25 protein-coding genes are annotated in these 23,527 nt (G+C 71.6%); 17 read left to right on the forward strand and 8 right to left on the reverse strand.

From position 1 onward, the window contains the following. Nucleotides 1-13 precede the first annotated feature (13 nt). Nucleotides 14-673 carry a thiamine phosphate synthase gene (gene thiE / locus H2038_RS04635; RefSeq protein ID WP_292109679.1) on the reverse strand — a complete coding sequence of 220 codons (660 nt, stop codon included), beginning with the start codon at nucleotides 671-673 and terminating at the stop codon, nucleotides 14-16. 136 nt (nucleotides 674-809) lie between these two features. Between thiE and H2038_RS04640 the strand changes: the two genes are divergently transcribed. From H2038_RS04640 to H2038_RS04660, 5 genes are all read left to right on the forward strand, one after another. Beyond that, complete coding sequence (locus H2038_RS04640; RefSeq protein WP_292109680.1) at nucleotides 810-995, forward strand: (2Fe-2S)-binding protein; 186 nt, start codon at nucleotides 810-812, stop codon at nucleotides 993-995. Nucleotides 996-1,141: 146 nt separating this feature from the next. Continuing rightward, nucleotides 1,142-1,642 carry a bacterioferritin gene (gene bfr, locus H2038_RS04645; protein WP_292109683.1) on the forward strand — a complete coding sequence of 167 codons (501 nt, stop codon included), beginning with the start codon at nucleotides 1,142-1,144 and terminating at the stop codon, nucleotides 1,640-1,642. Nucleotides 1,643-1,685: 43 nt separating this feature from the next. Then, nucleotides 1,686-2,231: a TspO protein gene (locus H2038_RS04650; protein WP_292109685.1), complete on the forward strand. Its 546-nt coding sequence runs from the start codon at nucleotides 1,686-1,688 to the stop codon at nucleotides 2,229-2,231. Between the two features lie 100 nt (nucleotides 2,232-2,331). Then, complete coding sequence (efp, locus tag H2038_RS04655; protein ID WP_292109689.1) at nucleotides 2,332-2,898, forward strand: elongation factor P; 567 nt, start codon at nucleotides 2,332-2,334, stop codon at nucleotides 2,896-2,898. Between the two features lie 93 nt (nucleotides 2,899-2,991). Further along, on the forward strand, nucleotides 2,992-3,798 hold the full coding sequence (locus tag H2038_RS04660) for an inositol monophosphatase family protein (protein ID WP_292109692.1): 807 nt from the start codon (nucleotides 2,992-2,994) through the stop codon (nucleotides 3,796-3,798). Nucleotides 3,799-3,807: 9 nt separating this feature from the next. Here the strand turns inward: H2038_RS04660 and recN are convergent, their stop codons facing one another. Both recN and H2038_RS04670 read right to left on the reverse strand, forming a co-directional pair. Beyond that, nucleotides 3,808-5,508: a DNA repair protein RecN gene (gene recN, locus H2038_RS04665; protein ID WP_292109695.1), complete on the reverse strand. Its 1,701-nt coding sequence runs from the start codon at nucleotides 5,506-5,508 to the stop codon at nucleotides 3,808-3,810. Nucleotides 5,509-5,651: 143 nt separating this feature from the next. Next, nucleotides 5,652-6,497, reverse strand: coding sequence for an outer membrane protein assembly factor BamD (locus H2038_RS04670; protein WP_292109698.1), 846 nt, complete (start codon nucleotides 6,495-6,497; stop codon nucleotides 5,652-5,654). Between the two features lie 215 nt (nucleotides 6,498-6,712). Between H2038_RS04670 and H2038_RS04675 the strand changes: the two genes are divergently transcribed. The 7 genes from H2038_RS04675 (at nucleotide 6,713) to ychF (ending at nucleotide 13,442) form a co-directional block, all read left to right on the forward strand. Continuing rightward, nucleotides 6,713-7,648, forward strand: a complete 936-nt coding sequence (locus H2038_RS04675; RefSeq protein ID WP_292109701.1) for a ribose-phosphate pyrophosphokinase — start codon at nucleotides 6,713-6,715, stop codon at nucleotides 7,646-7,648. Between the two features lie 83 nt (nucleotides 7,649-7,731). After that, a complete protein-coding gene (locus tag H2038_RS04680) occupies nucleotides 7,732-8,955 on the forward strand; it encodes a hypothetical protein (protein WP_292109704.1) in 1,224 nt (407 codons plus the stop codon). Nucleotides 8,956-9,078: 123 nt separating this feature from the next. Beyond that, nucleotides 9,079-10,161, forward strand: a complete 1,083-nt coding sequence (locus H2038_RS04685; protein WP_292109707.1) for a hypothetical protein — start codon at nucleotides 9,079-9,081, stop codon at nucleotides 10,159-10,161. Between the two features lie 150 nt (nucleotides 10,162-10,311). Then, entirely contained in the window at nucleotides 10,312-10,977 is a 666-nt protein-coding gene (locus H2038_RS04690; RefSeq protein ID WP_292109710.1) for a 50S ribosomal protein L25/general stress protein Ctc, read from the forward strand. Between the two features lie 75 nt (nucleotides 10,978-11,052). Next, nucleotides 11,053-11,682: an aminoacyl-tRNA hydrolase gene (gene pth / locus H2038_RS04695; RefSeq protein WP_292109713.1), complete on the forward strand. Its 630-nt coding sequence runs from the start codon at nucleotides 11,053-11,055 to the stop codon at nucleotides 11,680-11,682. A gap of 128 nt (nucleotides 11,683-11,810) precedes the next feature. Then, nucleotides 11,811-12,269: a copper chaperone PCu(A)C gene (locus tag H2038_RS04700; RefSeq protein ID WP_292109717.1), complete on the forward strand. Its 459-nt coding sequence runs from the start codon at nucleotides 11,811-11,813 to the stop codon at nucleotides 12,267-12,269. A gap of 78 nt (nucleotides 12,270-12,347) precedes the next feature. Continuing rightward, nucleotides 12,348-13,442 (forward strand): redox-regulated ATPase YchF, encoded by a 1,095-nt coding sequence (gene ychF / locus H2038_RS04705; RefSeq protein WP_292109720.1) that lies wholly within the window; start codon nucleotides 12,348-12,350, stop codon nucleotides 13,440-13,442. Here ychF and H2038_RS04710 read toward each other — a convergent pair whose 3' ends face one another. Beyond that, nucleotides 13,443-13,934: a hypothetical protein gene (locus H2038_RS04710; RefSeq protein WP_292109723.1), complete on the reverse strand. Its 492-nt coding sequence runs from the start codon at nucleotides 13,932-13,934 to the stop codon at nucleotides 13,443-13,445. It abuts the gene before it with no gap. A gap of 127 nt (nucleotides 13,935-14,061) precedes the next feature. On the opposite strand from H2038_RS04710, the gene H2038_RS04715 reads away from it, so the two are divergent. Continuing rightward, a complete protein-coding gene (locus H2038_RS04715) occupies nucleotides 14,062-14,325 on the forward strand; it encodes a hypothetical protein (RefSeq protein ID WP_292109726.1) in 264 nt (87 codons plus the stop codon). A 66-nt stretch (nucleotides 14,326-14,391) separates the two neighbouring features. Here H2038_RS04715 and H2038_RS04720 read toward each other — a convergent pair whose 3' ends face one another. The 3 genes from H2038_RS04720 to H2038_RS04730 all read right to left on the reverse strand — a co-directional run bounded on the left by H2038_RS04720 (nucleotide 14,392) and on the right by H2038_RS04730 (nucleotide 19,200). Further along, a complete protein-coding gene (locus tag H2038_RS04720; RefSeq protein WP_292109729.1) occupies nucleotides 14,392-14,919 on the reverse strand; it encodes a porin family protein in 528 nt (175 codons plus the stop codon). Between the two features lie 188 nt (nucleotides 14,920-15,107). After that, entirely contained in the window at nucleotides 15,108-17,798 is a 2,691-nt protein-coding gene (gene ppdK, locus H2038_RS04725) for a pyruvate, phosphate dikinase (RefSeq protein ID WP_292109731.1), read from the reverse strand. Nucleotides 17,799-17,940: 142 nt separating this feature from the next. Further along, nucleotides 17,941-19,200, reverse strand: a complete 1,260-nt coding sequence (locus H2038_RS04730; RefSeq protein ID WP_292109734.1) for an alpha/beta hydrolase — start codon at nucleotides 19,198-19,200, stop codon at nucleotides 17,941-17,943. A 129-nt stretch (nucleotides 19,201-19,329) separates the two neighbouring features. Between H2038_RS04730 and H2038_RS04735 the strand changes: the two genes are divergently transcribed. Next, nucleotides 19,330-20,409, forward strand: a complete 1,080-nt coding sequence (locus H2038_RS04735) for a site-specific DNA-methyltransferase (protein WP_292109736.1) — start codon at nucleotides 19,330-19,332, stop codon at nucleotides 20,407-20,409. 105 nt (nucleotides 20,410-20,514) lie between these two features. On the opposite strand, the gene H2038_RS04740 is transcribed toward H2038_RS04735, so the two are convergent. Beyond that, a complete protein-coding gene (locus tag H2038_RS04740; RefSeq protein WP_292109740.1) occupies nucleotides 20,515-21,558 on the reverse strand; it encodes an A/G-specific adenine glycosylase in 1,044 nt (347 codons plus the stop codon). Nucleotides 21,559-21,580: 22 nt separating this feature from the next. On the opposite strand from H2038_RS04740, the gene H2038_RS04745 reads away from it, so the two are divergent. The 3 genes from H2038_RS04745 to H2038_RS04755 all read left to right on the forward strand — a co-directional run bounded on the left by H2038_RS04745 (nucleotide 21,581) and on the right by H2038_RS04755 (nucleotide 23,517). Then, nucleotides 21,581-22,135: a DciA family protein gene (locus tag H2038_RS04745; RefSeq protein WP_292109743.1), complete on the forward strand. Its 555-nt coding sequence runs from the start codon at nucleotides 21,581-21,583 to the stop codon at nucleotides 22,133-22,135. Between the two features lie 97 nt (nucleotides 22,136-22,232). After that, nucleotides 22,233-22,886: a DsbA family protein gene (locus H2038_RS04750; protein WP_292109745.1), complete on the forward strand. Its 654-nt coding sequence runs from the start codon at nucleotides 22,233-22,235 to the stop codon at nucleotides 22,884-22,886. 7 nt (nucleotides 22,887-22,893) lie between these two features. Further along, nucleotides 22,894-23,517 carry a thioredoxin domain-containing protein gene (locus tag H2038_RS04755; protein ID WP_292109747.1) on the forward strand — a complete coding sequence of 208 codons (624 nt, stop codon included), beginning with the start codon at nucleotides 22,894-22,896 and terminating at the stop codon, nucleotides 23,515-23,517. Nucleotides 23,518-23,527: the final 10 nt, after the last annotated feature.

Here is a 23,527-nt window from a genome sequence, read left to right on the forward strand (position 1 = left end):
TATCCCCTGAAGGTCAGAAGGCCTGGGCCAGCGCCTCATTGAAGGCGCGGACCGCGGCGGCGGGGCCTTCGGGGGCGTCCCACACGGCGGAGCTGGCGGCGACGAAGTCGGCGCCCGCCCGGGCGAGGCCGGCGGCGTTGGCGGGAGTGACGCCGCCGATGGCCACGCAGGGCGTCTCCACCGTCTCCTGCCAGATCGAGAGGATTTCGGGGTCCGGCCGGTGCGTGGTGGTCTTGGTGCCGGTGGGGAAGAAGGCGCCGAAGGCGACGTAGTCTGCGCCGGCCTCGGCCGCGTCCATGGCCAGTTCGCGGCTGTCGTGGCAGGTGACGCCGATCATCGCCTGCGGCCCCATGACCCGGCGGGCCTCGGCGTAGGAGGCGTCGGACTGGCCGACGTGCACGCCGTCGCAGCCGGAGCGGGCGGCGAGGTCCGGACGGTCGTTCAGGATCACCGCCACTCCCCGGGCGCGGGCCACCGGCGCCAGCGCCTCGACGGCGCGGAGCACGGCGGCGTCGTCGGCGTCCTTGAGCCGGATCTGCAGAGCCGCCACGTCGCCGGCGTCGAGCGCGGCCGCCAGCGTCGCGGCGAAGGCGCCCAGGTCCGGGATCACGGGCGGGGTGATCAGATAGAGGCGGCAGGGCGGACGCGGCGGGACGACGGGTTCTCGGGCCATGCGCCGGGAGTGCGACGGACGCGGGGCTGCGTCAATGCGTCGGCCCCTCTCCGTACAATTCCGGACTGCGAACGACTTGCATTCGCCTCGCTCCCGTGGCTATAGCGAACCATTCGCAATCGCATCGGGCCCGCTCGTGTACGTCTGCAACTGCAACGGTCTGCGCCAACGCGACGTCGCCGCCGCCATCGAGGCCGGCGCGACGCGGCCGAAGGACGTGTTCGACCGCCACCAGTGCCGTCCGCAGTGCGCGCGCTGCGTCTGCGAGATGCGCGGGATGATCGACGACAGCCGCCAGGCCTTCGCCCTCGCCGCCGAGTAGCTGCGGGCGAGTTTTACTCGCATTTTCAATGTTGTGAGAAGTGTTCGCAAGTGAACACCGCCCGCTCCCGCGTGTTATGAGTGCCGCGAGCGACGGGTGATTCAGGGCGTCAGGTCGACGGCCGCCCCGGCGACAGGAAGACGATCATGAAGGGCGATCCCGCGATCATCCGCACCCTCAATGCGGTGCTGACCAACGAGCTGACCGCGGTCAACCAGTACTTCCTGCATGCGCGGATGTTCGAGAGCTGGGGGCTGAAGCACCTCGGCCAGATCGTCTACGACGAGTCGATCGGCGAGATGAAACACGCCGACAAGCTGATCAAGCGCATCCTCTTCCTCGACGGCCTGCCCAACCTGCAGGACCTGCACAAGCTGAAGATCGGCGAGAACGTGTTCGAGTGCCTGGCCGCCGACCTGGCGCTGGAGCTGGGCGGACGCGACGCCCAGCTGGCCGGCATCGCCCAGTGCGAGGCGGCCAAGGACTACGTCAGCCGGCAGATCCTGACCGAGATCCTCGCCGACACCGAGGAGCACATCGACTTCCTCGAGGCGCAGCACAAGCTGATCGAACAGCTGGGCGAGCAGAACTACCTGCAGTCGGCGATGACGGAGATCGCGCCCGACCGGAGCGCGACGGGGAACTGACCCGCCGCCCGGCTCATTCCCGCCCCGAGAGCTGGAGGAGCCGATGGTTGCGATCGATGACGCGCTGGACAACGCCAGGGACGCTGCGGCGGACTTCCTGAACGCGGAGGGCCGTCATCCCGGCCATGTGCTGCTGGGTGCGGCGCTGACGATCGGCTTCGCCTTCGCCGCCACCACCCTCGCCCGCCGCGCCATCCGGCCGCAGCCCCTGCGCGCCGGGGACGGCGGCAAGCCGGTGACGGAGCGCCCGCGCGGACCGCTCAGCCTGATCCTGCCCGCCGTGTTCTCGGCCACCACCCTGTCCGCGCTCCGGGTGTGGAACGCGCCGCCGGCGCGGGCGCGGAGCCGGGCCATCGGCCTGTGGACCGCCGCCCAGGCCCTGAACGCCGTCTGGATCGCCCTGCGCCCGGCGAGCCGCGGGATGCAGATCGCCGCCGCCATGTCGACCGCCGGCATGGCCGCGGCCTTCGCCCACGAGGCGCGCAGGATCGACCTCAAGGCGGGGCAATGGGCCTCGCCCACGGGCGGCGGGGTGCGGATCGCCAACACCGTGCAGGAGAAGGTCGACGAGGGGCCGACCCTCCACTGAGGCGCGCCTTGCCTCGGAACCCGGCTTCCTCTAGGGACTGCGCCCGATTTCGCGCGCGCCGGACGGTCGGACGCCCGCGCCTCCAGAACTCCGAGATTCCATGAAGATCAACGGCAACACCATCAAGCCCGGCATGGTCCTGCAGCACAACGGCGGCCTGTGGGTCGTCACCAAGGCCAGCCACGTCAAGCCCGGCAAGGGCGGCGCCTTCGCCAACGTCGAGGCCAAGAACCTCGAGACCGGCAACAAGCTGAACGAGCGCTTCCGGTCGGAAGACAAGGTCGAGCGCGTCACCCTGGAGCAGAAGGACTTCTCGTACCTGTACGAGCAGGGCGACGCCCTGGTGTTCATGGACGACGCCACCTACGAGCAGATCGAGCTGCAGAAGGAGTGGGTCGGCGAGGAGCGGATCCCCTACCTGCAGGACGGCATGAAGGTGGTCATCGAAATGCACGAGGGCCGGCCGATCGGGCTGGAGCTGCCCGAGCAGGTGACCCTGACGGTCGCCGAGACCGAGCCCACCGTGAAGGGCCAGACCGCCTCGTCGTCCTACAAGCCGGCCATCGCCGACAACGGCGTACGCATCATGATCCCGCCGTACATGAGCGCCGGCGAGCGCATCGTGGTCGACACGACGACCGGCGAGTACGTCCGCCGCGCCGACTGATCCTTCCGGCTCCATCGGGGCCGTCCAGCGTTTGAACTTCTCCGCCTGTCCGGGCTGCGCGCCTTTTCAGGACTTGCGGACCAGGAGATTCCCATGGCCCTCGCCTCCGCCCTGCTGCAAGTGATGATGGACGCGGTCCGCAAGACGGCGCGGCCGATGCTGCGCGACTTCGGCGAGGTGTCGAACCTGCAGATGTCGCGCAAGGGCCCGGGCGACTTCGTCACCGCCGCCGACGTGCGGGCCGAACAGACCCTGTTCGAACTCCTGACCAAGGCGCGGCCGGGTTACGGCTTCCTCGGCGAGGAGCGGGGCGAGGTCGAGGGGACCGACAAGTCGCACCGCTGGATCGTCGATCCGATCGACGGCACCACCAACTTCGTCCACGCCATGCCGCACTTCGCGATCACCGTCGCGCTGGAGCGCTTCGCGCCGGACGGGGCGTCGGAGATCGTCGCCGGGGTCACCTACAACCCGGTGATGAACGAGATGTTCTGGGCCGAGAAGGGCAAGGGCTGCTACCTGAACGACACCCGCATCCGGGTGGCGGGCCGCAAGGACCTGTCGGAAAGCCTGATCGCCACCGGCCTGCCGTTCATCGGCAAGACCGGCCACGCCCAGGCGATCAAGGACATCCACGCGGTCGGCCAGCGGGTGGCCGGCATCCGCCGGCTGGGCTCGGCGGCGCTGGACTTCGCCTGGGTCGCCGCCGGGCGGTACGACGCCTACTACGAACGCAACCTGCAGCCGTGGGACGTGGCGGCCGGGGTGCTGTTCGTGACCGAGGCCGGCGGGATCGTCACGACCATCGACGCGGACGGCGATCCGAAGACCGGGAAGCAGATCCTCGCCACGAACGCCGAGCTGCACCCGCAGCTGCGCAAGGTGCTGCAGGGGGCCTGAGCCCCTCCCCTAGCCGATCAGGGCCTTCGCCGCGGCCCGCGCTTCGTCGGTGACGACGGCGCCCGACAGCATGCGGGCGATCTCCTCCAGCCGCCGGGTCTCGTCGAGGGCGTCGACCGTCGTGGTGGTCAGGCCGCCGGCGTCGGACTTGCGCACCTTCCAGTGGGCGTGGCCGCGGGCCGCGACCTGCGGACTGTGGGTGACGACCAGCACCTGGGCGCCGCGCGACAGGCGCTGGAGCCGCGTGCCGACGGCCTCGGCCACGGCGCCGCCCACGCCCTGGTCCACCTCGTCGAAGATCATCACCGGCTGGCGCTGGTCCTCCCGGCCGGCCAGCGCCGCCTTCATGGCGAGGGCGAAGCGGGCCAGTTCGCCGCCCGACGCGATGGCGTCGAGCGGGCCGAAGGCCGTGCCGGCGTTGGTGGAGATCTCGAAACGGACGGTTTCCGCCCCGAGCGGGCCGCGGCGGCCTTCGGCCACCGGCTCGAAGGCGACGCGGAAGCGGGCCCGCTCCAGCTTCAGGGGCCCCAGCTCCTCCATGACCGCCGCGGTCAGCCGGTCGGCCGCCGCCTCGCGGGCGGAGGTCAGCAGGGTCGCGGCGAGGTCCCACGCCTCCCGGGCGGCGGAAGCGGCGCGCTCGGCGGCGGTGATCGCCTCCGCCCCGTCCTCGATCAGGCGCAGTTGCTCGCGAAAACGGACGCGAAGGGTCGGCAGCAGCTCGACCGAGGTGTTGAGCTTGCGCGCCGCCGCGCGGAGAGCGAACAGGCGCTCCTCGGCCTTGTCCAGCCGGCCCGGCTCGAAATCGAAGGCGTCGGCGGCGGCGTCCACGGCGGCGATCGCCTCCTGGGCCTCGACCAGGGTCCGGTCGATGGCCTCGGCGGCGGCCGCGAGGCGGACCAGCACCGGATGATCCGGCTCGACGCCCGCCTGGCCGGCGCGCTGGCGGGCGTGCTCCACCGCGCGGAGGGCGGCGGCGAGGTTGCGGGCCAGCTTGTCGCCGCCCAGCTGGGCGCGGGCGTCGGACAGGTCCGCGATGGCCTTCTCGGCGGCGCCGAGCACCGCCCGCTCCCCCGCCAGCTCCGCCTCTTCCTCGGGCCGGGGATCGAGGGCGTCAAGGTCGGCGAGGTTCTCGGCCAGCTCCCCGGCGCGGGCCGCGGCGTCCGCCGCCTCAGCCTTCAGCGCCGCCACCGTCTGCTCGGCCGCCTTCAGCCGTTCGGCGGCGCGGGCGACGCCGTCGAGTTGCGGCTGCAGGCCGCCGTAGGCGTCGAGCAGGGCGCGGTGGGTCTTCCAGTCCAGCAGCCCCACAGTCTCGTGCTGCCCGTGCACCTCGACCAGCGCCTGGCCGATCTCGCGCAGGGCGGCGACGCCGGCGGGCTGGTCGTTGACGAAGGCGCGGCTGCGGCCGTCCGCGGAGAGGGTTCGGCGGAGGATCAGTTCCTCCCCGGGCGCGACCTCGAAGCCCTTCTCCGAAATCAGCCCGATCAGGGCGGCGTCGTCAGGCGCGGCGAAGACGGCGGTGGCCGAGGCCTGCCGGGCGCCGGAGCGTACGAGACCGGCGTCGGCGCGGGCGCCGAGCGCGAGGCCCAAAGCGTCGAGGATGATCGACTTGCCCGCCCCGGTTTCACCGGTGAGCACGGTCAGGCCCTCGCTGACCTCGAGGTCGAGCGCGTCGACGAGAACGATGTCCCGGATCGACAGGGCCGTCAGCATGGGCGTGTCCCGGGCTGGACGCCGCGGCCGGAGGGGCGATCAGGCGGACTGGACAAGGCGAATCGATCTCCCGACGAAGCCGGAGGATGCGAGGGGAAGCGCCGGCCCGGCAAGGCCGAGGCTAGCGGAACATATGGGAAACGTCAGCCCGGGATGATGCGGCGGAGCCAGCTTTCGCGCTGGCCGGTGGGCTGGACGTCGGGGCGGGAGCCCTCCTCGGTCAGCAGGGCGTAGGCCTCGGCGTACCACGGGCTGCCGGGATAGTTGTGGCCCAGCACCGCGCCGTTGCGGGTCGCCTCCTCCTTCAGCCCGAGACCGAGGTAGACCTCGACGAGGCGGTAGAGCGCCTCGGGCGTGTGCGACGTGCGCTGGTAGGCCTCGTTGTCGATCACCGCCTTGTAGCGGTTGATCGCCGCCAGCGGCTGGCCGGCGCGCTGGTAGTAGCGGCCGATCGTCATCTCCTTGCCGGCCAGCTGGTCGTTGACCATGTCGATCTTGACCGTGGCGTCGATGGCGTAGGAGGTGCCGGGATAGCGGCGGGCGACGTCGCGCAGGCCGTCCAGCGCCGCCTGGGCGTAGCCCTGGTCGCGGCCGACGTCGGTGATCTGCTCGAAGTTGCAGAGCGCCTTCATGTAGAAGGCGTACGGCGCGCTCGGATTGCCCGGGAAAAGCGCGATGAAGCGATCCGCAGCCGCGATCGCTTCCGCGTAGTCGTTGCTCTGGTAGTAGGCGTAGATCTGCATCAGGATCGCGCGCCGCGACCACTCCGAATACGGATGCTGCCGCTCGACTTCCTGGAAGTAGTCGATGGCGTCGGCCCAGCGCCGCGATTCGAGCCGCTGGTAGCCGGTGTTGTACAGCGCCTCGACCGGGCGCTCCTCATAGGCCAGGCGCGGCCGGTCCGCGCGGCCGGCGCAGGCGGAGATCGTCAGGGCCGAAACGGCGACGGCCGAAAGAATCAGGCCGGTGCGAAACTTCGATGCGGACAAGGACGACCTCAACTTGCAGGCCGGCGGGCGCTCACCCGTCGGCGCCCCCGGAAACGAGACGCGATCTCTACACCAGCGAACAAGCTCGCGCCAATGCCGGCCCGACGCCGCAAAAACGCAGGACCGCGCCTTGTGGCCCGGCCGTCCCCTGTTATGAAGCGCGCCAGCGCTCCGCGGCATGTCGCCGGGCGATGACGGCGAAAGGATGACCGGACATGAAGCTGCTCGCAGGCAACTCCAACCGGACGCTCGCCCGCGCCATCGCCACCCACCTCGACATGCCGCTGACCAAGGCCCAGGTGAAGCGGTTCGCGGACAACGAGGTGTTCGCGATGATCGAGGAGAACGTCCGCGGCGAGGACGTCTTCGTGATCCAGTCGACCAGCTATCCGGCCAACGACAACCTGATGGAGCTGCTGATCATCACCGACGCCCTCGTGCGGGCGTCGGCGAAGCGGATCACGGCGGTGATGCCCTACTTCGGCTACGCCCGGCAGGACCGGAAGACCGACGGCCGGACGCCCATCTCGGCCAAGCTGGTGGCCAACCTGATCACCCGCGCCGGGGCGGACCGGGTGCTGACGATGGATCTGCACGCCGGGCAGATCCAGGGCTTCTTCGACATCCCGACCGACAACCTGGTGGCCACGCCGGTCCTGGCGCAGGACATCAAGGAGAACTACCGCCGCGGCGACGACCTGATGATCGTCTCCCCGGATGTCGGCGGCGTGGTCCGGGCCCGCTCGCTGGCCAGACGGCTGGACGCCGACCTCGCCATTGTCGACAAGCGGCGGCCCAAGGCCGGCGAGAGCGAGGTGATGAACATCATCGGCGACGTCGAGGGGCGACGCTGCATCCTGTTCGACGACATCGTCGATTCGGGCGGCACGCTGGTGAACGCGGCCCGGGCGCTGATCGACCAGGGCGCGACCGAGGTGTCAGCCTACATCAGCCACGGCGTGCTCTCCGGCCCCGCGGTGCAGCGGGTCAACGACGGCCCGCTGAAGGAACTGGTCATCACCGACTCCATCGAGCAGCCGGACGAGGTGCTGAACTGCGCCAAGATCCGCACCGTCTCGGTGGCGCCGCTGATCGGCGAGGCGATCCGCCGGATCGCCAACGAGGAGTCGGTGTCGAAACTGTTCGACTAGGCGCTTTTTCGGAACGGCTTCGGCTGCGCCCCATTACCGCCCGGAACCGGGGCGTTGATGGCGCCGTCTGAAGAGGAGTTCCGATGCGACCGGCCGTCCTGCGCGCCAGCCTGACCTTCGCCGCTCTCGCGGCCGCCTCGCTCGCGGCGAGCTGCGCCTCCCCGACCGCGCAGGCTGAGGCGGAGGCGCGGGCGGAGGCCGAGCGGATCGCCGCCGAAATCGCCCTGCGGGGCCCGCCGGTGGCGCTGAACCAGTCGGTCGCCGACTCCGCCGCCGTGTACATCGCCTTCGTGCGGGACATGGCCGCGATCGAGGGCGGCTTCGAAAGCCCCGAGGCCATCCAGGCGGCGCTCGCGCGCGCCTCGGGCTACGACCCCGAGCAGCTGTCGCGCGGCCTGATCGCCTACGCCTCGATCATCGCCCTGCAGTCGCCGGAGTTCGTGCAGGGCGTCCGGCAGTTCGCCGCGCCCGAAACCGCCCGCGAGCGGCTGGTGGCCGAGATCGTGGCCGACCCCGGGCGCGCTTCGCGCCTGCCGGGAGCCGAGGCGGCCGCCGGCCTGATCATCGGCAGCCTGCGGACGGACGTGGAGGCGCTCAGCCGCGCCGCCAATTCGATCGAGAACGACGCCTACAGCATCCAGAACTCCTGGGACCCCCGCCGGGCCTGGGCGATCCGCCCGGTTGCGGACCGGCAGGGCCGGCTCACCGCGGCCCACGCGGCGGGCGAAGCCATGCTGCCGCCGGCCAATGAGGCGGCCCGTCTGTTCGAGGCCGCCCACGCGGGGACCGGCCTGTCCGTTGCGGCGGAGCGGCGCGAGCCCCCCTACCCGTCCGCGGTCGAGAACGCGCTTGCGCTGGCCGCCCTGGCGGCGCTCGGCGCGGCAGGCGAGAACGCCCGGTCCAACACCGACGCGCTGCAGTTCGACTGGACCGGCCACACCTGCATGGAGATGGCCAAGCTGAACCTGCTGCAGTGCCTCGCGGCGTCGCGGCCGAACTACGAGGACATCTTCTGTCTGGGCCGCCACGTGGTGCGCGACCTCTCGACCTGCACCCGCGGGGCCGCCCTGCCCGGCGCGATCGTGACCGTATCCGACCTCACCACCACCGGCGTGGTCGAGGAATCCGCTCCTCCCGGAATCGTGATCGCGCCCCGGCCGGCGACCGCCGCCCCGCCGCCGCGGGTGAGCATGGCCCCGGCGGCTTCGCCCGCGCCGGCCCGAAGCCCCGCGCCGCCGCCGCCTGCGGCCGATCGGCCGCCGCCGACAGGATCGCTGACCGAGCGGCTGAACCGGGGCGAGGACTGATCCCGGAGCCCGAGTCCGGTCGTTCGCCTGACAGGATTAACTCTCGGCCAACCCTTTTCCACACGGTATAAGAGGGATCAGTCGTCGCTCGCGCGGGTCGCTCGGGCTTGCTGGGGGTTCCTCATGTTCCAGGATCACATGCGCCGGGGTCTGGCGCTGGCTGTTGTCGCCGCCGCCGCCGTGCTCGCCGGCTGCGCCACCGACGAACCGCCGCCCCCGCCGCCGCCGCCGCCGCCGCCGCCGCCGGCGGTGAGCCTGAACGAGGGCGTCGCCGAGGCCGCCTCGATCTATGTGGCCTTCATGCGCGAGGCGAGCTCCATTCCGGCGGGCGGCTTCTCCGACGCGGAGTCCATCCAGGCCGCGATCCGGCGCGGCGCCGCCTACGACCCGGCCCAGCTGTCGCGGGGCATGATCGCCTACGGCTCGATCCTGGCCCTGCAGTCGCCGGAGTTCGTCCAGGGCGTGCGCCAGTACGCCGTGGATCCGACGATCCGGCAGGAGATGGTGGCGCGGATCATCGCCGACCCGGCCACGGCCGCCACCTTCCCGGGCGCGGAGGCCGCCGCCGGCCTGATCGCCGGCACCCTCGGCCAGGACGTCGCCGCCATGCTGACGATCGCCGAGGCGGTCGAGAACGACGCCTACAAGATCCAGGAGCGGGCCGACCCGCGGCGGCGCTGGGCGGTGACGCACATCGCCAACCGCGAACAGCGGCTGGAGGGCGCCAAGACCCTGTCCGCCGCCGCGATGCTGCCCTCGGCGGAAGAGGCCGCCCGGCTGTTCGCCGCGGCGAACGCGGGCGCCGGCCTGACGCCGGTGTCGAGCCAGGCGGGCCCGCCCTATACGCCGGCCGTGGTCCGGTCGCTGGCCCTGGCCGCCCTGGCTGCGCTCGGCGCCGGGGGCGACGACGCCCGGGCCAGCACCGAGGCGCTGACGGTCGAGCAGACCAGCGAATTCTGCCTGAACATGTCCAAGCTGATGCTGTTCCAGTGCCTGGCCGCCTCGCGGCCGAGCTACGAGGACATGTTCTGCGTCGGCCGCCACATCGCCCGCGACCTGTCGACCTGCACCGCCCAGGCGGTGACTCCCGCCGCCCTGCCGGTCTCCCCGACGCTGGTGGCGGACGTCGATGCGGCGGCTCCGGTTGCGGCCGAGGCCGCGGCGGCCTCCACCGCCGCCACGGCGACGCTCGACAGCGGCCGCTGACCGCCGGCGCGGGCCCGGCGCCGCGGACGGTTGCGTCGGCGGCCGCCAGCGTGTAATAGCCCGCGCTCCTGAATTCGAGGGTTTCACGACCCCGCCGCGCGGGCCACCGAGGTTGGCGCGGCGTTTCCGTTGTTTGTTGAGGCGAGCCAGATGGCCGAGATCATTCTGAACGTCGACGTCCGTGACGGCGTGGGCACCGGCGGCGCCCGCGCGGTCCGCCGCGCCGGCATGGTGCCGGGCATCCTGTACGGCGGCGACAAGGCTCCGGTGGCCATTTCGGTCAACGAGAAGGACTTCCGCAAGTCGCTCTACACCGGCAAGCTGCTGGGCCACCTGGTGACCCTGAAGTACGGCGAGGAGACCCAGCCGGTCATCGCCCGCGATGTGCAGTTCGACCCGGTGTCGGACCGTCCGCTGCACTTCGACCTGATGCGGGTCGACGAGAAGCAGACCGTGAAGATCGAAATTCCGGTCCACTTCATCAACGAAGACAAGTGCCCGGCCTTCCGCCAGGGTGGTTCGCTGGAAGTCGTGCGTCACGCGGTCGAGGTGAAGGTCCGCGCCGACCACATTCCGGAAGACCTGATCGTCGACCTCGCCGGCCACAAACTGGGCGACACCATCCGCTGGTCGGACCTGAAGGTTCCGTCGGACGTCGAGCCGACCATCGGCGACCGCGACTTCGTGATCGCCTCGATCAAGACCTCCTCGGCCGCCAAGGCCGCCGACGAGATCGAGGCCGCCGTGGCCGAAGAGACCGCCGAGGCCGAGGTTCCGGCCATCGAGCAGGCTGCGGACGAGACTTCGGAAGGCTGATCGCCCGATCCACTGTTCTGAAAAGCGGCCCCTTCCGGTATCGGGAGGGGCCGTTTCCGTTTCCGGAGCCCGCCCATGATCATCATCGCCGGCCTCGGCAATCCGGGGCCGAAGTACGAGAAGAACCGCCACAACATCGGCTTCATGGCCGCAGACGAGATCGCCCGCCGCTGGTCGTTCGGGCCGGAGCGGGCCAAGTTCCAGTCGGTGATCCGCGAGGGCGAACTCGAGACGCCGAAGGGCCGGGTGAAGGTCCTGCTGATGAAGCCGCAGACGTTCATGAACGAGAGCGGCCGGGCGGTCGGCGAGGCGGCGCGCTTCTACAAGGTCCCGCCGGGCGAGGTGATCGTCTTCCATGACGAGATCGACCTGGCGCCGGGGCGCTTCCGGATGAAGACCGGCGGCGGGGCGGCCGGCCAGAACGGGGTCCGCAGCCTGATCAGCCAGCTGGGGCCGGATTTCCGCCGGGCGCGCATGGGCGTCGGGCATCCGGGGCGGCCCGAGCTGGTGCACGGCCATGTGCTGGGCGACTTCCACAAGGCGGACCAGCCGTGGCTGGACGCCCTGCTGCAGGCCTGCGCCGACGCCCTGCCCTTCGCCCTCGCGGGCGACGACGACCGCTACCAGGCCGAGGTCATGCGACTGGCTCCGGCCCCGAAATTCAGCCCGCGGCAGGCCGCGCAGGAGGCGGCGCGGGGGGGCTGAACCCGCCCCCGCCGCGCCGTCGATCGAGCGCGACCGACCGTCGCCCTTTGCGAAGGCCGCGCGGGAGGCTATGCGCGCATGAGGCGGCGCCTGCGGGCGACGCTTTCCGACGACCGAGGTGTATGTCCATGGCCCGTTTCCTGATCGCCCTCCCGGCCCTTCTCCTGCTCGCCGCCTGCGGCTCCGGCGAAGGCGGCGGAAAAGGCGGCGCGGCCGCCGAGCCAGTGGCGGTCGGCGACGCCTGGTGCCGTCCGACGCCCAACGGCCGGCTGATGACCGGCTGCTACGTCAGCCTCACCGCGCGGGCGGACGATCGACTGGTCTCGGCGACCGCCGCCGGCGCCGCCCGGGTCGAGATCCACGAGAGCCGCATGGAGAGCGGCATGATGATGATGCATCCGCTGGAGGACGGGCTTCCGCTGCCGCAGGGCCGGCTGGTGGAGCTGCGGCCGGGCGGAAACCACATCATGGTGATGGGCCTCAGCGGGCCGCTGGAGACCGGCGACAGCGTGGAGCTGACGCTGAACTTCGAGAAGGCGCCGGACGCCAAGGTCACAGCCTGGGTGCGCCAGCCCGAGGCGGAGTAGGCCGGCCCTCGCGACGAACCTGACAAACCGGTCCGGACCGGCTAAGGGCGTGCGCTCACGAGGAACCTCCCCAAGACCATGGCCCTGAAAGTCGCGATCGTCGGCCTGCCGAACGTCGGCAAGTCCACCCTGTTCAACGCCCTGACGCGCACCGCCGCGGCGCAGGCGGCCAACTATCCGTTCTGCACCATCGAGCCGAACACCGGCGACGTCGCCGTGCCCGAGCCGCGGCTCGACGTGCTGGCGAAGATCGCGGGCTCGAAGGAGATCATTCCGGCGCGCATCACCTTCGTCGATGTGGCGGGCCTCGTGCGGGGCGCATCGAAGGGCGAAGGCCTGGGCAACCAGTTCCTCGCCAACATCCGCGACTGCGACGCCGTGGCCTTCGTGGCCCGCTGCTTCGTCGACGACGACATCACCCACGTGGAGAACCGCATCGACCCGGTGTCGGACCTCGAGATCATCGAGACCGAGCTGATGCTGGCCGACCTCGAAAGCCTCGAGAAGCGGGTGGTCAACGTCGAGAAGAAGGCCAAGGGCGGCGACAAGGAGGCCCAGCAGACGCTGCGGCTGATCAACCTCGCCCTGGAGCAGCTGCGGGCGGGCAAGCCGGCGCGGCTGGCCGAGGTGCCGAAGGAGGACGACAAGGGCTGGCGCATGCTGCAGCTGCTGACCTCGCTGCCGGCGCTGTACGTGGCCAACGTCGAGGAGGCCTCGGCCGACAAGGGCAACGAGCTGTCCGCGAAGGTGGCCGAGCGCGCCGCCCGCGACAACGCCAACTCGGTGGTCATCTCGGCGCAGATCGAATCCGAGATCGCCGTGCTCGACGACGAGGAGCAGAAGGAATTCCTCGAGGGTCTGGGGCTGGAGGAGCCGGGGCTCAACCGTCTGATCCGGGAGGCCTACAAGCTGCTCGGCCTGCAGACCTACTTCACCGTGGGGCCGAAGGAGGCGCGGGCCTGGACGATCCCCGTCGGGGCCACGGCTCCGCAGGCGGCCGGCGTGATCCACACCGATTTCGAGAAGGGCTTCATCCGCGCCGAAACCGTCGCCTACGAGGACTATGTGGCTCTGAACGGCGAAGCGAAGGCCCGCGAGGCCGGCAAGCTCCGCGCCGAGGGCAAGGCCTACGTCGTCAAGGACGGCGACGTGATGCACTTCCTGTTCAGCTGATCAGTCCGCGCCGGCGGGCCGGTTCTCCGCCCCGCACCGGGTGAGCAGGACGACGGCCCCGTTGCGATCGGGCCAGGTGAGACGCAGGGCGTCCCCCTGCACCTCGAGCCGGACGCGCTCCTGGCTGCGCATCCCTTCGGCGTCGCAGGTCAGGGCCGCGTCGTAGCCGCCTGCCCGCTCGTCGATCCGGTCGATGGAGCAGCTGTTCTCATAGCCCTCGAAGCGGGTCGGGGTGATCTCGATCGGACGCTCGGCGCCCCGCGGCGCGGCGCACCAGGCCGGCTCGGCCGCCCAGCGTCCGACGAAGCTGGCGGCGCCGCTGCCCGGCAGGACGGCGCCGACCTCGGCCGGAGGGGGCGGCGGAGGCGCGGCGCCCTCAGGGGCCGTGACCGGCGAGGCCGGATCGGTCGGCGGGTTCACCGACTCCCGGCCGCAGGCGGCGAGGCTGAGAAGGACGGCGGCGGAGAGAATCGGAAGACGAAGCGCGGTCATGGGTCGAGAACGCCCTGCGCCGCCCGGCGCTCCGCCTCGCTCCGATCACGAAATCGCGGCCAAGCTTGCATCCGCCGCAAGTTTTTGCGAGGCGTTCGCTGTGTCGAGAACTCAGGGGGTGTCCCGAATGACTCAGAACACGACCCCGTGGGGAGCCCAGATCGATCCGCTGGCGCAGGACGTCGCGGCGGTGCTCAAGCGGATGGGCGGCTCCGCCCACCAGCGCGACGTGGTGCAATGCGTCGCGGCGCTGAAGCGCCAGCGCGGCGAAACCGTCGCCCAGGATCTGGCGACCCGCATCGTCGAGGTGTTCGAACGCTACCGCGACCTCTTCTTCCGGCCCTTCGGCGAGGGGTCGCACCGGTGGGCGCTGCAACCCGGCGTCGCCTGACCCGGCGGAGAATTGAAAAGGGCCCGCGACCGGAGTCGCGGGCCCTTTCGCTGACCGGAGCTCCGATCAGAAGCGGCGGACGAAGCTGAGGCCGTAGGTGTCGACCTCGCCGGCGTCGTCGCGGAAGTCGCGGCGGGTCCAGTCGGCGCGCAGGCCGTTCTGGGCGTCGAAGAACCAGTTGGCGCCGGCGCCGTAGTTGATGCTCTCGCCGTCCTCGCTGACGTCCACGCCCGCCACCTCGGCCTTCAGCGAGGTCGTGCCGTAGCCGACGCGACCGAACAGCTCGACGTTCTGGCTGACCGGCACCGTGCCCACCAGGTAGGCCGCGGCGTCGTATTCGTGCTCGAGGCTGCCGTCGACCCCGCCGACGGTGATGTCCTCATCCGCGACGCCGACCGAGGCTTCGCCCTCGATGCCGACCCACGGGTTGAAGCGGTAGCCGAGGCGGCCGGTCACAGCGCCGAGCTCGCCCTGGTCGCCGTCGAAGTGGGTGTAGCCGATCGAGCCGGTCACCGGCGACGTCGGGACCTGCGCCATGGCCGGCGCGGCGATCAGCGTAGTAAGAGCGGCGGTCGCGAGAAGAACGTTACGCATTGTTTCTGTATCCTCTGGATGCGGTGACTGAAAGAGCCACCGGCCCCACCCAGCGGATACACAAATGGGTCGCCGGAACGGACGTTCCAGTGCTGACCGGACAGGCGTCGTCGACTGTGCGCCGCAGGGCACAGACGACGATACGCCAATCGTGACCTTATCGTGGTCTTGTTGAGGCAGACCGACTTCTAGCGGTCCTTCTCGCGCTCGGTCCCGGCGCGGGCGTCCAGCGCCGCCTGGGCGGCGGCGAGGCGGGCGATCGGCACCCGGTAGGGCGAGCAGCTGACGTAGTCGAGGCCGACCGCCTCGCAGAAGGCGATCGAGGCGGGGTCGCCGCCATGCTCGCCGCAGATGCCCATCTTGACGCCCTCGCGGGCCGCCCTGCCCCGCTCGGCGGCGATGCGGATCAGGTCGCCGACCCCCTCCTGGTCGAGGCGGACGAAGGGATCGGTCTCGAAGATGCCCTTGTCCATATAGGCCTGGAGGAAGCGGCCGGAGTCGTCGCGGCTGATGCCGAAGGTGGTCTGGGTCAGGTCGTTGGTGCCGAAGGAGAAGAACTGGGCGTACTCGGCCAGGTCGGCGGCGCGCAGGGCGGCGCGCGGCAGTTCGATCATGGTGCCGACCAGGTATTCGACCCGGTCGCCGGCCTCGGCGAAGACCGCCTCGGCGGTGCGGTCGGTCAGCTCGCGCAGGAACTTCATCTCGAGGCCGAGGGCGACCAGCGGGTGCATGATCTCGGGGATCGGGGCCACGCCCGAAGCCTTCTTCACCTCCAGCGCCGCCTCCAGCACCGCCCGGACCTGCATCTCGTAGATTTCCGGATAGGCCACCCCGAGGCGGCAGCCGCGGTGGCCGAGCATCGGGTTGGTCTCGTGCAGCTCGCGCGCGCGGCGCTTCAGCTTGGCGGCGTCCAGCCCCTGGGCCGCGGCGAGCGCGTCGATCTCCGCCTCCCCGTGCGGGATGAACTCGTGCAGCGGCGGGTCCAGCAGGCGCACCGTCACCGGCAGGCCGGACATGATGGTGAACAGCTCGACGAAGTCCGACTTCTGGAACGGGGCGATCTTCGCCAGCGCCGCGCGGCGCCCGGCCTCGTCGTCGGCGAGGATCATCTCGCGCACCGCGGCGATGCGGGTGTCGTCGAAGAACATGTGCTCGGTCCGGCACAGGCCGATCCCCTCGGCGCCGAAGCCGCGGGCGGTCCGCGCGTCCAGCGGGGTCTCGGCGTTGGCGCGGACCTTCAGGCGGCGGACCCGGTCGGCCCAGGCCATCAGCGTCTGGAAGTCGCCGGTCAGCTCCGGCTCGATCATCGGCACCGCGCCGTCCAGCACCTCGCCCTTGCCGCCGTCGATGGTGATGATCTCGCCGGCGCGGAAGGTGCGGCCGCGGGCGGTGAAGGCGCCGGCCTTCTCGTCGATGTGGATCTCCCCGGCGCCGGAGACGCACGGGCGGCCCATGCCGCGGGCGACGACGGCGGCGTGGCTGGTCATGCCGCCGCGGGCGGTGACGATGCCGCGAGCGGCGTGCATGCCGTGGATGTCCTCCGGGCTGGTCTCCTCGCGCACGAGAATGACGGCCTCGCCCAGCTGCGACAGGCGCTCGGCCTCGTCGGCGTCGAACACCACCTTGCCCGTCGCCGCGCCGGGCGACGCCGGCAGGCCGGCGGCGACCACAACGCGCTCGGCCTTCGGGTCGAGGGTCGGGTGCAGCAGCTGGTCCAGCGCCGCCGGTTCGACGCGGCTGACGGCCTCCTCCTCCGAGATGACGCCCTCGGCCGCCAGATCGACGGCGATCTTCAGCGCCGCCCTGGCGGTGCGCTTGCCGTTGCGGGTCTGCAGCATCCAGAGGCGACCCTGCTCGACCGTGAACTCGATGTCCTGCATGTCGCGGTAGTGGCGCTCCAGGGCGCCGACCACGTCGACGAACTGGCCGAACACCTCCGGCATGGCCTCTTCCATCGACGGGGCGGTCTCGCCCATCTCCTCGCGGCCGGCCCGGGTCAGGGACTGCGGCGTGCGGATGCCGGCGACCACGTCCTCGCCCTGGGCGTTGACGAGGAACTCCCCGTACAGACGGGCCTCGCCGGTGGACGGGTTGCGGGTGAAGGCGACGCCGGTGGCCGAGGTGTCGCCCATGTTGCCGAACACCATCGACTGCACGTTGACGGCCGTGCCCCAGCTCTCGGGAATGTCGTGCATGCGGCGATAGAACTTCGCCCGGTCGTTCATCCAGCTCGTGAAGACGGCGCCGATCGCCCCCCACAGCTGGTCGTTCGGATCCTGCGGGAACGGGCGGCCCAGCCGGTCCTCGACCACCTGCTTGTAGGCGGCGACCACCTTCTCCCAGTCCTTCGCCGTCAGGTCGGTGTCGACGGTGACGCCGAGCCGGTCCTTGTGATCGTCGAGCACCTCCTCGAAGTCGTCGTGCGAGAGGCCGAGCACGACGTTCGAATACATGGTGATGAAGCGGCGGTAGCTGTCGAGGGCGAAGCGGCGGTCGCCGGACAGGGCGGCGAGGCCTTCGACCGTCTCGTCGTTGAGGCCGAGGTTCAGCACCGTGTCCATCATCCCCGGCATCGAGGCGCGGGCGCCGGAGCGAACCGAGACGAGCAGCGGGTTTTCCGGGTCGCCGAAGGTCTTGCCGACGATCCCCTCGACCCGGGCCAGCCCGGCCTTCACCTGCGCCTCCAGGTCCGCCGGATAGGTCTGGCCCTGCTGGTAGAAGTGGTTGCAGGCCTCGGTGGTGATGGTGAAGCCGGGCGGCACCGGCAGGCCCAGCGAGGACATCTCGGCCAGGTTGGCCCCCTTGCCGCCGAGGAGGTTCTTCATCGAAGCGTCGCCGTCGGCGGAACCGCCGCCGAAGCCGTACACCCACTGAGTCATCAAGCAGCCCCTGAGCCGTGGTTCATCGCGGCGGACTCGCTCCGGCCGCGGTCTGTGGCCCCGCTTAGCGCGCCGGAGGCGGCAAGGCGAGGCCGAGGGTGTAACAAAACGTGAGGCGACGTTGCGGTTCCGGCGGCGCGGCTCAGACGCGCCGGGACGTTCCGCCCGCCGGCGCTGCGGCAGGGGCCGCATCCGCCGCCGCCGAGGTCGACGGCGCGGGCGCGAGCGCGGGCTCCGGGGACAGGAACGAGCGACCCTCCCCCGCCGCCCGGGAGCGGAGCAGTTCGACGAAGCCGATGAAGTCCGTCAGCTGCTCATCGTAGAAGTCCGCCCGTTCGACCGGACCCATGTGCCCGGCGTCCTCGACCCGGACCAGTCGCGCCTGGGGCAGGACCGCGGCGATGTGTTCGCCCGCGTGGTCCCTGGTGATCAGGTCCCGCCCGCCGGCGAAGACCAGGGCCGGCACGTCGATACGGGGCAGCCGGTCCGTCACCGACCAGTGGATCATGGCCAGGTTTCCGCGCGCCTGGACGGCCGGGGAGGTCTTGGTCGGCAGCAGCGCGATCCGGTCGAGCTGCTCGCGCGTGGGTCGGGCGCCGAAGCCGACGAGGCGGGCGGCGAGGTGGGTCGCGCCGCTCAGGTACGCCTGCCAGTTCATCACCCATGTGAGCGGCGAGACCAGGGGCTCGAGCCGGCAGGCGACCTCCACCAGCGGCTGCAGCCGGGTGAACAGACCCGCGAGCGCCATGGTCGTGAGCGGATTGTTGTGGGTGGTGTTCATCAGGGCGATGGCGATGACGCGACGGTTCAGCAGCTCCGGGCGACGGGCGCACAGGGTGAGGGTCGTCATGCCGCCGATGCTGTGCCCCACGAGCACCACCGGCCGGTGCGGCGGCAGGCTGTCGACGACCGCGTGCAGATCCTCGGCGAAGCCTTCGATGGAATAGCCCGCCGGCGGGCGACCGGACCGGCCCGAGCCGGGAAGGTCCCAGAACACGAGGCCGTACCGGTCCCCGAGGTCGCGGCGGGCCTCGGCCCACATGCGCGCGGACAGGCCCCAGCCGTGGGTGAAGACCAGCACCGGCCCCTCCTCGGCCCCCTCGTGCTCCACGTGGAGCCGGGCCCCGTCGGCGCCGTCCACCGTGAACGACCGGGCGGCGCGGCGCGCCTCGGCGCGCTTTCCGCCGCGCCCGAGCAGGAACAGCATCGGCGTCCGCCCGAGCACGCCGAAGAGCAGCAGCGCGCCGGCCCACCAGAGGCGCGTCTCCGACGGATCGGCGAGGCCCAGCGCCTCCGCCTGCCGCTCCGCCTCGTACCAGCTCCACGCCAGCCAGCCTCCGAGAACGAAGAGGGCGATGGACCCCAGGGCGAACAGGCGCTGCAGGAGGGCGAACAGGATCATGGCGGGGTCCGGGGGAAAGGGGGCGCTCCTCAACCGCCCGGCCGCACAAGCGTTCCGCCCCTCCGGCTAACCGTGCCTTAACCGTAAGGATTCACCTTGCCGGTCTCAGAGTAGCCGGGGCCGGGTTCCATGTCCGAGTTGAAGACCGACGTCATCCATCGGGGCGACTGCATCGAGGTGCTGCGCGGCCTGCCCGACGCCTCGGTCGACATGGTCTTCGCCGATCCGCCCTACAATCTCCAGCTGGGCGGCGACCTGCTGCGGCCCGACAATTCGAAGGTCGACGCGGTCGACGACGACTGGGACAAGTTCGGCAGCTTCGCCGAGTACGACGCCTTCACCCGGGCCTGGCTGACGGAGTGCCGCCGGGTGTTGAAGCCGGAGGGGTCGATCTGGGTGATCGGCAGCTACCACAACGTCTTCCGTCTCGGCGCCGCCATCCAGGACCTCGGCTTCTGGGTGCTGAACGACATCATCTGGCGCAAGTCGAACCCGATGCCGAACTTCAAGGGCACCCGGTTCACCAACGCCCACGAGACCCTGATCTGGGCGGCGCGCTCGCGGGAGCAGAAGCGCTACACCTTCAACTACGATGCGCTGAAGGCCTTCAACGAGGACACCCAGATGCGGTCCGACTGGACCTTCGCCCTGTGCACCGGCGAGGAGCGCATCAAGGACGCCGACGGCAAGAAGGCGCACCCGACCCAGAAGCCCGAGGCCCTGCTGCACCGGGTGCTGCTGGCCGCGACGCGGCCCGGCGACGTGGTGCTGGATCCCTTCTTCGGCACCGGCACGACCGGCGCGGCGGCGAAGCGGCTGGGCCGGCGCTTCATCGGCATCGAGCGCGACGAGGGCTACGCGAAGGTGGCCGAGAAGCGCATCCGCGGGGTGACGCCGGCGGCGCCGGAGGACCTGGCGGTGATGGGATCGAAGCGGGCGGAGCCGAAGGTGCCGTTCGGCGCCCTGGTCGAGGCCGGCCTGCTGCAGCCGGGAGACCGCCTCTATTGCCCGAAGGGGGAACGGGAGGCGCGGGTGCGCGCCGACGGCTCGCTGGCCTACGGCGAACTGACCGGCTCGATCCACAAGCTGGGCGCCCTGCTGGAGAACGCGCCGGCCTGCAACGGCTGGACCTACTGGCGCTTCAAGACCGACCAGGGCCTGCGCTCGATCGACGCCCTGCGCGCCGAGATCCGGGCCGGAATGCAGTAGGCGCGCCGGGCTCTCGCGGCCAGGCTGCACGGCGCCTTCGCCCGTGCGAAGGATTCCGCTCGTTGGGAGGCGCAACCGGCTGGGCGAGGTGCGGCTGCTGCTGCGCTAGCCGGCCAGACCCCGGTCGAGCGCCTTGCGGAAGACGGTGGGCAGGGCGGCCCGCGCCGCCTCGACCGGAGTCCACAGGAAGTCGCCCCTCCCCGTGCCGGCGCGGACGTTCAGGGTGAGGGCGAAGTGGGTGAAGACGTGCTCCACGGCGCCGACGTCGCGCCAGTCGTCGGCGGCGGGCGGCGGCGGCGGCTCGACGGCCGCGGGGCCCCAGTCCGAGGTCGGCAGGCCGAGCATCCCGCCCAGCAGCCCCTTGGCCGGCCGGCGCACGAGGGCGACCCGCCCTTCCCCGTCGCGCAGCACCCAGGTGACGCCGTGGCGGCGCGGCCGTTCCGGCTTCGGCGCCTTCAGCGGCCAGCGTCCGGGCGTCCCCGAGGCGAAGGCCGCGCAGCAGCCCGTCAGGGGGCAGGCGTCGCAGAGGGGGCGACCGGGGCGGCAGACCGTCGCGCCGAGATCCATCAGGGCCTGGGCCCAGTCGCCCGGCCGGTCGTCGGCGACCAGCGACCCGGCGAGGCGGCGCAGCTCCGGCTTCGCGGCCGGCAGCGGCGTCTCCAGCGCAAAGAGCCGGGCCATGACCCGCTCGACGTTGCCGTCGACGACGTTGGCGGGGCATCCGAAGGCGATCGCGGCCACGGCGGCGGCCGTGTAGGGGCCGACGCCCGGAAGAGCGAGCAGGCCGGCTTCCGTTTCCGGGAACACGCCGCCGTGGTCACGGGCGACGGCGCGGGCGCAGGCCAGCAGGTTGCGGGCCCGGGCGTAGTAGCCGAGGCCCGCCCAGGCGGCCATGACGTCGGCGTCATCGGCGGCGGCGAGGTGGACGACGGTCGGCCAGCGGGCGGTGAAGGCCTCGAAATAGGGGGCGGCGTGAACGGTGGTGGTCTGCTGCAGCATCACCTCGGACAGCCAGACGCGGTAGGGGTCGGCTCGGACGCCGCCCGTCGTACGCCAGACCAGCGGCCGGGCGTGGGCGTCGTACCAGTCGAGCAGGGCGGCGCGGAGGGCGGGAACGTCGGGCCGGGACTCTGGGGGGACGGCAGGCATCGATCCGCGCTATAAAGCAGGAATGCGCCGCCCGCTGCCCACCGATGAAGAGGTTCGCGAAATCCTGTCGCGACGGCGCACCCGGCCGGCCCCGCGCCCGGCGCCGAAGGCCGGCCGCGCCCTGCAGGGGCTGATCCGCGAACTGGACGCCAGGCTGGGCCGCGGGGCCGGCGCGCTGGAGCCGCGCTGGCGCGAGATCGTCGGCGAGCGGCTGGCGCGGGTGACGCGGCCGCAGAAGCTGACCCGGGGACGCGACGGCAAGGGCGGCACGCTGGAGCTGCGCGTGGCCGGGCCCGCGGCCTTGCTGGTGCAGCATCAGTCCGAGGACATCCTGCAGCGGGTCAACCTGTTCCTCGGCCCGGGTTCGGTGGAGAAGCTGCGCATCGCCCAGGGACCGGTGAAGCCGCTGGCGGACGCGCCGGCGCCGCCGCGGCGCAGGACCGTGCAGCCGCCGCTGCCGGCTTCGGTGGAGGCGGAACTGAAGGCGGCGATCGACCCGGCGCCGGAGCCCCTGAAGGGGCCGCTGGAGCGGCTGGGGCGCGCGGTGCTCGGCGAGGGCGGCCGCGGCTCCCGTTGACAAAACTTCGCCGCTTCTGTTCTCGAAAACCACGAACGCGCGACTTTCCGGGGAATCGCGCGATGCTTCCGAATCCCGCTCCAGTGAGGACGACGCGATGAGCGCCATGAAGTCGAAATTCGCCGCCATGAGCCGCCGGGCGGCGATGACCGCCGCGGCGCTGGCCTCCATGGCCGCCCTGGCCGGCTGCGGCGGCAGCGGCGCGGGCGCGGCGGCCGAGGGCGACATGGCCATGGGCGCCCCGGAAGGCGCCAAGGTGACGGTGGTCGAGTACGCCTCGGTGACCTGCCCCCACTGCGCGGCCTGGCAGGAGCAGGTGTGGCCGCAGTTCAAGGCGAAGTACGTCGACACCAACAAGGTGCGCTACGTGTTCCGCGAACTGCCGACGCCGCCCGCGAACGTCGCCATCGCCGGATTCGCGATCGCGCGCTGCGCCGGCGAGGACAAGTATTTCGACGTCGTCCACGCCATCATGGAGAGCCAGGAAGAGTGGCGCGCCGGCGTGAACCCGCGCGACACCCTGTTCCGGGTCGGCAACGGCGCCGGTCTGAGCAACGAGCAGATCAGCGCCTGCATCACCGATCCGGAGAACCTCAAGGCCGCCGACGAGCGCGCCCGGGCCGCCGTTCAGGCCGGCGTGACGGGCACTCCGGCCTTCTTCGTCAACGGGACCCAGGTCATCAGCCCCGGCGGCGAGGGCGCGAGCCTCGAGGACCTGTCGAAGGCCATCGACGCCGAGCTGGCGAAGTAGGACCGCGATGCAGGCGGTCCGGCGCTCCCTGCTGATCGCGGCGCTGGCCCTGCTGGCGCCGCTGGCCGCCGTCCCCGCGGCGGCCTCTCCGGGGCCGGTGGCGCCGGTCACCGCCGCCGACCGGACCATCGGCCGCCCGGACGCGCCGGTCACGGTGATCGAGTACGCCTCCTTCGCCTGTCCATCCTGCGCCGACTGGCACCGCTTCGTCTGGCCGCTGTTCAAACAGCGGCTGGTCGACACCGGACAGGTGCGTTTCGTGTTCCGCAACCTGCCCACCCAGCCGGAGCAGATCTCGCTGCCGGCGGCGGCGCTGGCGCGCTGCGCCGCCCCGGAGCGCTTCTTCGAGGTGACCTCCATCCTGATGGCCGGACAGGCGGCGGTGCTCCGCGGCGGAGACCGCGCGGACTGGTACGCCCCGGCCATCGCCGCCAGCGGCCGGACGCAGGCGCAGATCGAGGCCTGCGCGACGACGCCGGAGACCCGGGCCGCGATCAACCGCGATATCGAGACCGCCCACGCGGCGGACGCGCACCATACCCCCAGCTTCTTCGTCAACGGCCGGCCGGTCGCCGACCGGTCGCTGGGCGGGCTGGAGATCGCCGTGCGCGCCGCCCTGGCCGAGCGCTGAGGACGCCGCC

Origin of the sequence: Brevundimonas sp., from assembly GCF_013912005.1 — a bacterium.
Classification (GTDB): domain Bacteria; phylum Pseudomonadota; class Alphaproteobacteria; order Caulobacterales; family Caulobacteraceae; genus Brevundimonas.

Bases quoted from the DNA above. Each gene is read 5' to 3' on its own strand.
- H2038_RS04720 (WP_292109729.1), bottom strand. From the start codon at position 14,919: ATGCGTAACGTTCTTCTCGCGACCGCCGCTCTTACTACGCTGATCGCC.
- ppdK (WP_292109731.1), bottom strand. From the start codon at position 17,798: ATGACTCAGTGGGTGTACGGCTTCGGCGGCGGTTCCGCCGACGGCGAC.
- bfr (WP_292109683.1), top strand. From the start codon at position 1,142: ATGAAGGGCGATCCCGCGATCATCCGCACCCTCAATGCGGTGCTGACC.
- H2038_RS04660 (WP_292109692.1), top strand. From the start codon at position 2,992: ATGGCCCTCGCCTCCGCCCTGCTGCAAGTGATGATGGACGCGGTCCGC.
- H2038_RS04680 (WP_292109704.1), top strand. From the start codon at position 7,732: ATGCGACCGGCCGTCCTGCGCGCCAGCCTGACCTTCGCCGCTCTCGCG.
- H2038_RS04755 (WP_292109747.1), top strand. From the start codon at position 22,894: ATGCAGGCGGTCCGGCGCTCCCTGCTGATCGCGGCGCTGGCCCTGCTG.
- H2038_RS04740 (WP_292109740.1), bottom strand. From the start codon at position 21,558: ATGCCTGCCGTCCCCCCAGAGTCCCGGCCCGACGTTCCCGCCCTCCGC.
- efp (WP_292109689.1), top strand. From the start codon at position 2,332: ATGAAGATCAACGGCAACACCATCAAGCCCGGCATGGTCCTGCAGCAC.
- ychF (WP_292109720.1), top strand. From the start codon at position 12,348: ATGGCCCTGAAAGTCGCGATCGTCGGCCTGCCGAACGTCGGCAAGTCC.
- H2038_RS04685 (WP_292109707.1), top strand. From the start codon at position 9,079: ATGTTCCAGGATCACATGCGCCGGGGTCTGGCGCTGGCTGTTGTCGCC.
- H2038_RS04675 (WP_292109701.1), top strand. From the start codon at position 6,713: ATGAAGCTGCTCGCAGGCAACTCCAACCGGACGCTCGCCCGCGCCATC.
- H2038_RS04750 (WP_292109745.1), top strand. From the start codon at position 22,233: ATGAGCGCCATGAAGTCGAAATTCGCCGCCATGAGCCGCCGGGCGGCG.
- H2038_RS04735 (WP_292109736.1), top strand. From the start codon at position 19,330: ATGTCCGAGTTGAAGACCGACGTCATCCATCGGGGCGACTGCATCGAG.
- H2038_RS04710 (WP_292109723.1), bottom strand. From the start codon at position 13,934: ATGACCGCGCTTCGTCTTCCGATTCTCTCCGCCGCCGTCCTTCTCAGC.
- H2038_RS04730 (WP_292109734.1), bottom strand. From the start codon at position 19,200: ATGATCCTGTTCGCCCTCCTGCAGCGCCTGTTCGCCCTGGGGTCCATC.
- H2038_RS04650 (WP_292109685.1), top strand. From the start codon at position 1,686: ATGGTTGCGATCGATGACGCGCTGGACAACGCCAGGGACGCTGCGGCG.
- H2038_RS04745 (WP_292109743.1), top strand. From the start codon at position 21,581: ATGCGCCGCCCGCTGCCCACCGATGAAGAGGTTCGCGAAATCCTGTCG.
- pth (WP_292109713.1), top strand. From the start codon at position 11,053: ATGATCATCATCGCCGGCCTCGGCAATCCGGGGCCGAAGTACGAGAAG.
- recN (WP_292109695.1), bottom strand. From the start codon at position 5,508: ATGCTGACGGCCCTGTCGATCCGGGACATCGTTCTCGTCGACGCGCTC.
- H2038_RS04715 (WP_292109726.1), top strand. From the start codon at position 14,062: ATGACTCAGAACACGACCCCGTGGGGAGCCCAGATCGATCCGCTGGCG.
- H2038_RS04690 (WP_292109710.1), top strand. From the start codon at position 10,312: ATGGCCGAGATCATTCTGAACGTCGACGTCCGTGACGGCGTGGGCACC.
- H2038_RS04700 (WP_292109717.1), top strand. From the start codon at position 11,811: ATGGCCCGTTTCCTGATCGCCCTCCCGGCCCTTCTCCTGCTCGCCGCC.
- thiE (WP_292109679.1), bottom strand. From the start codon at position 673: ATGGCCCGAGAACCCGTCGTCCCGCCGCGTCCGCCCTGCCGCCTCTAT.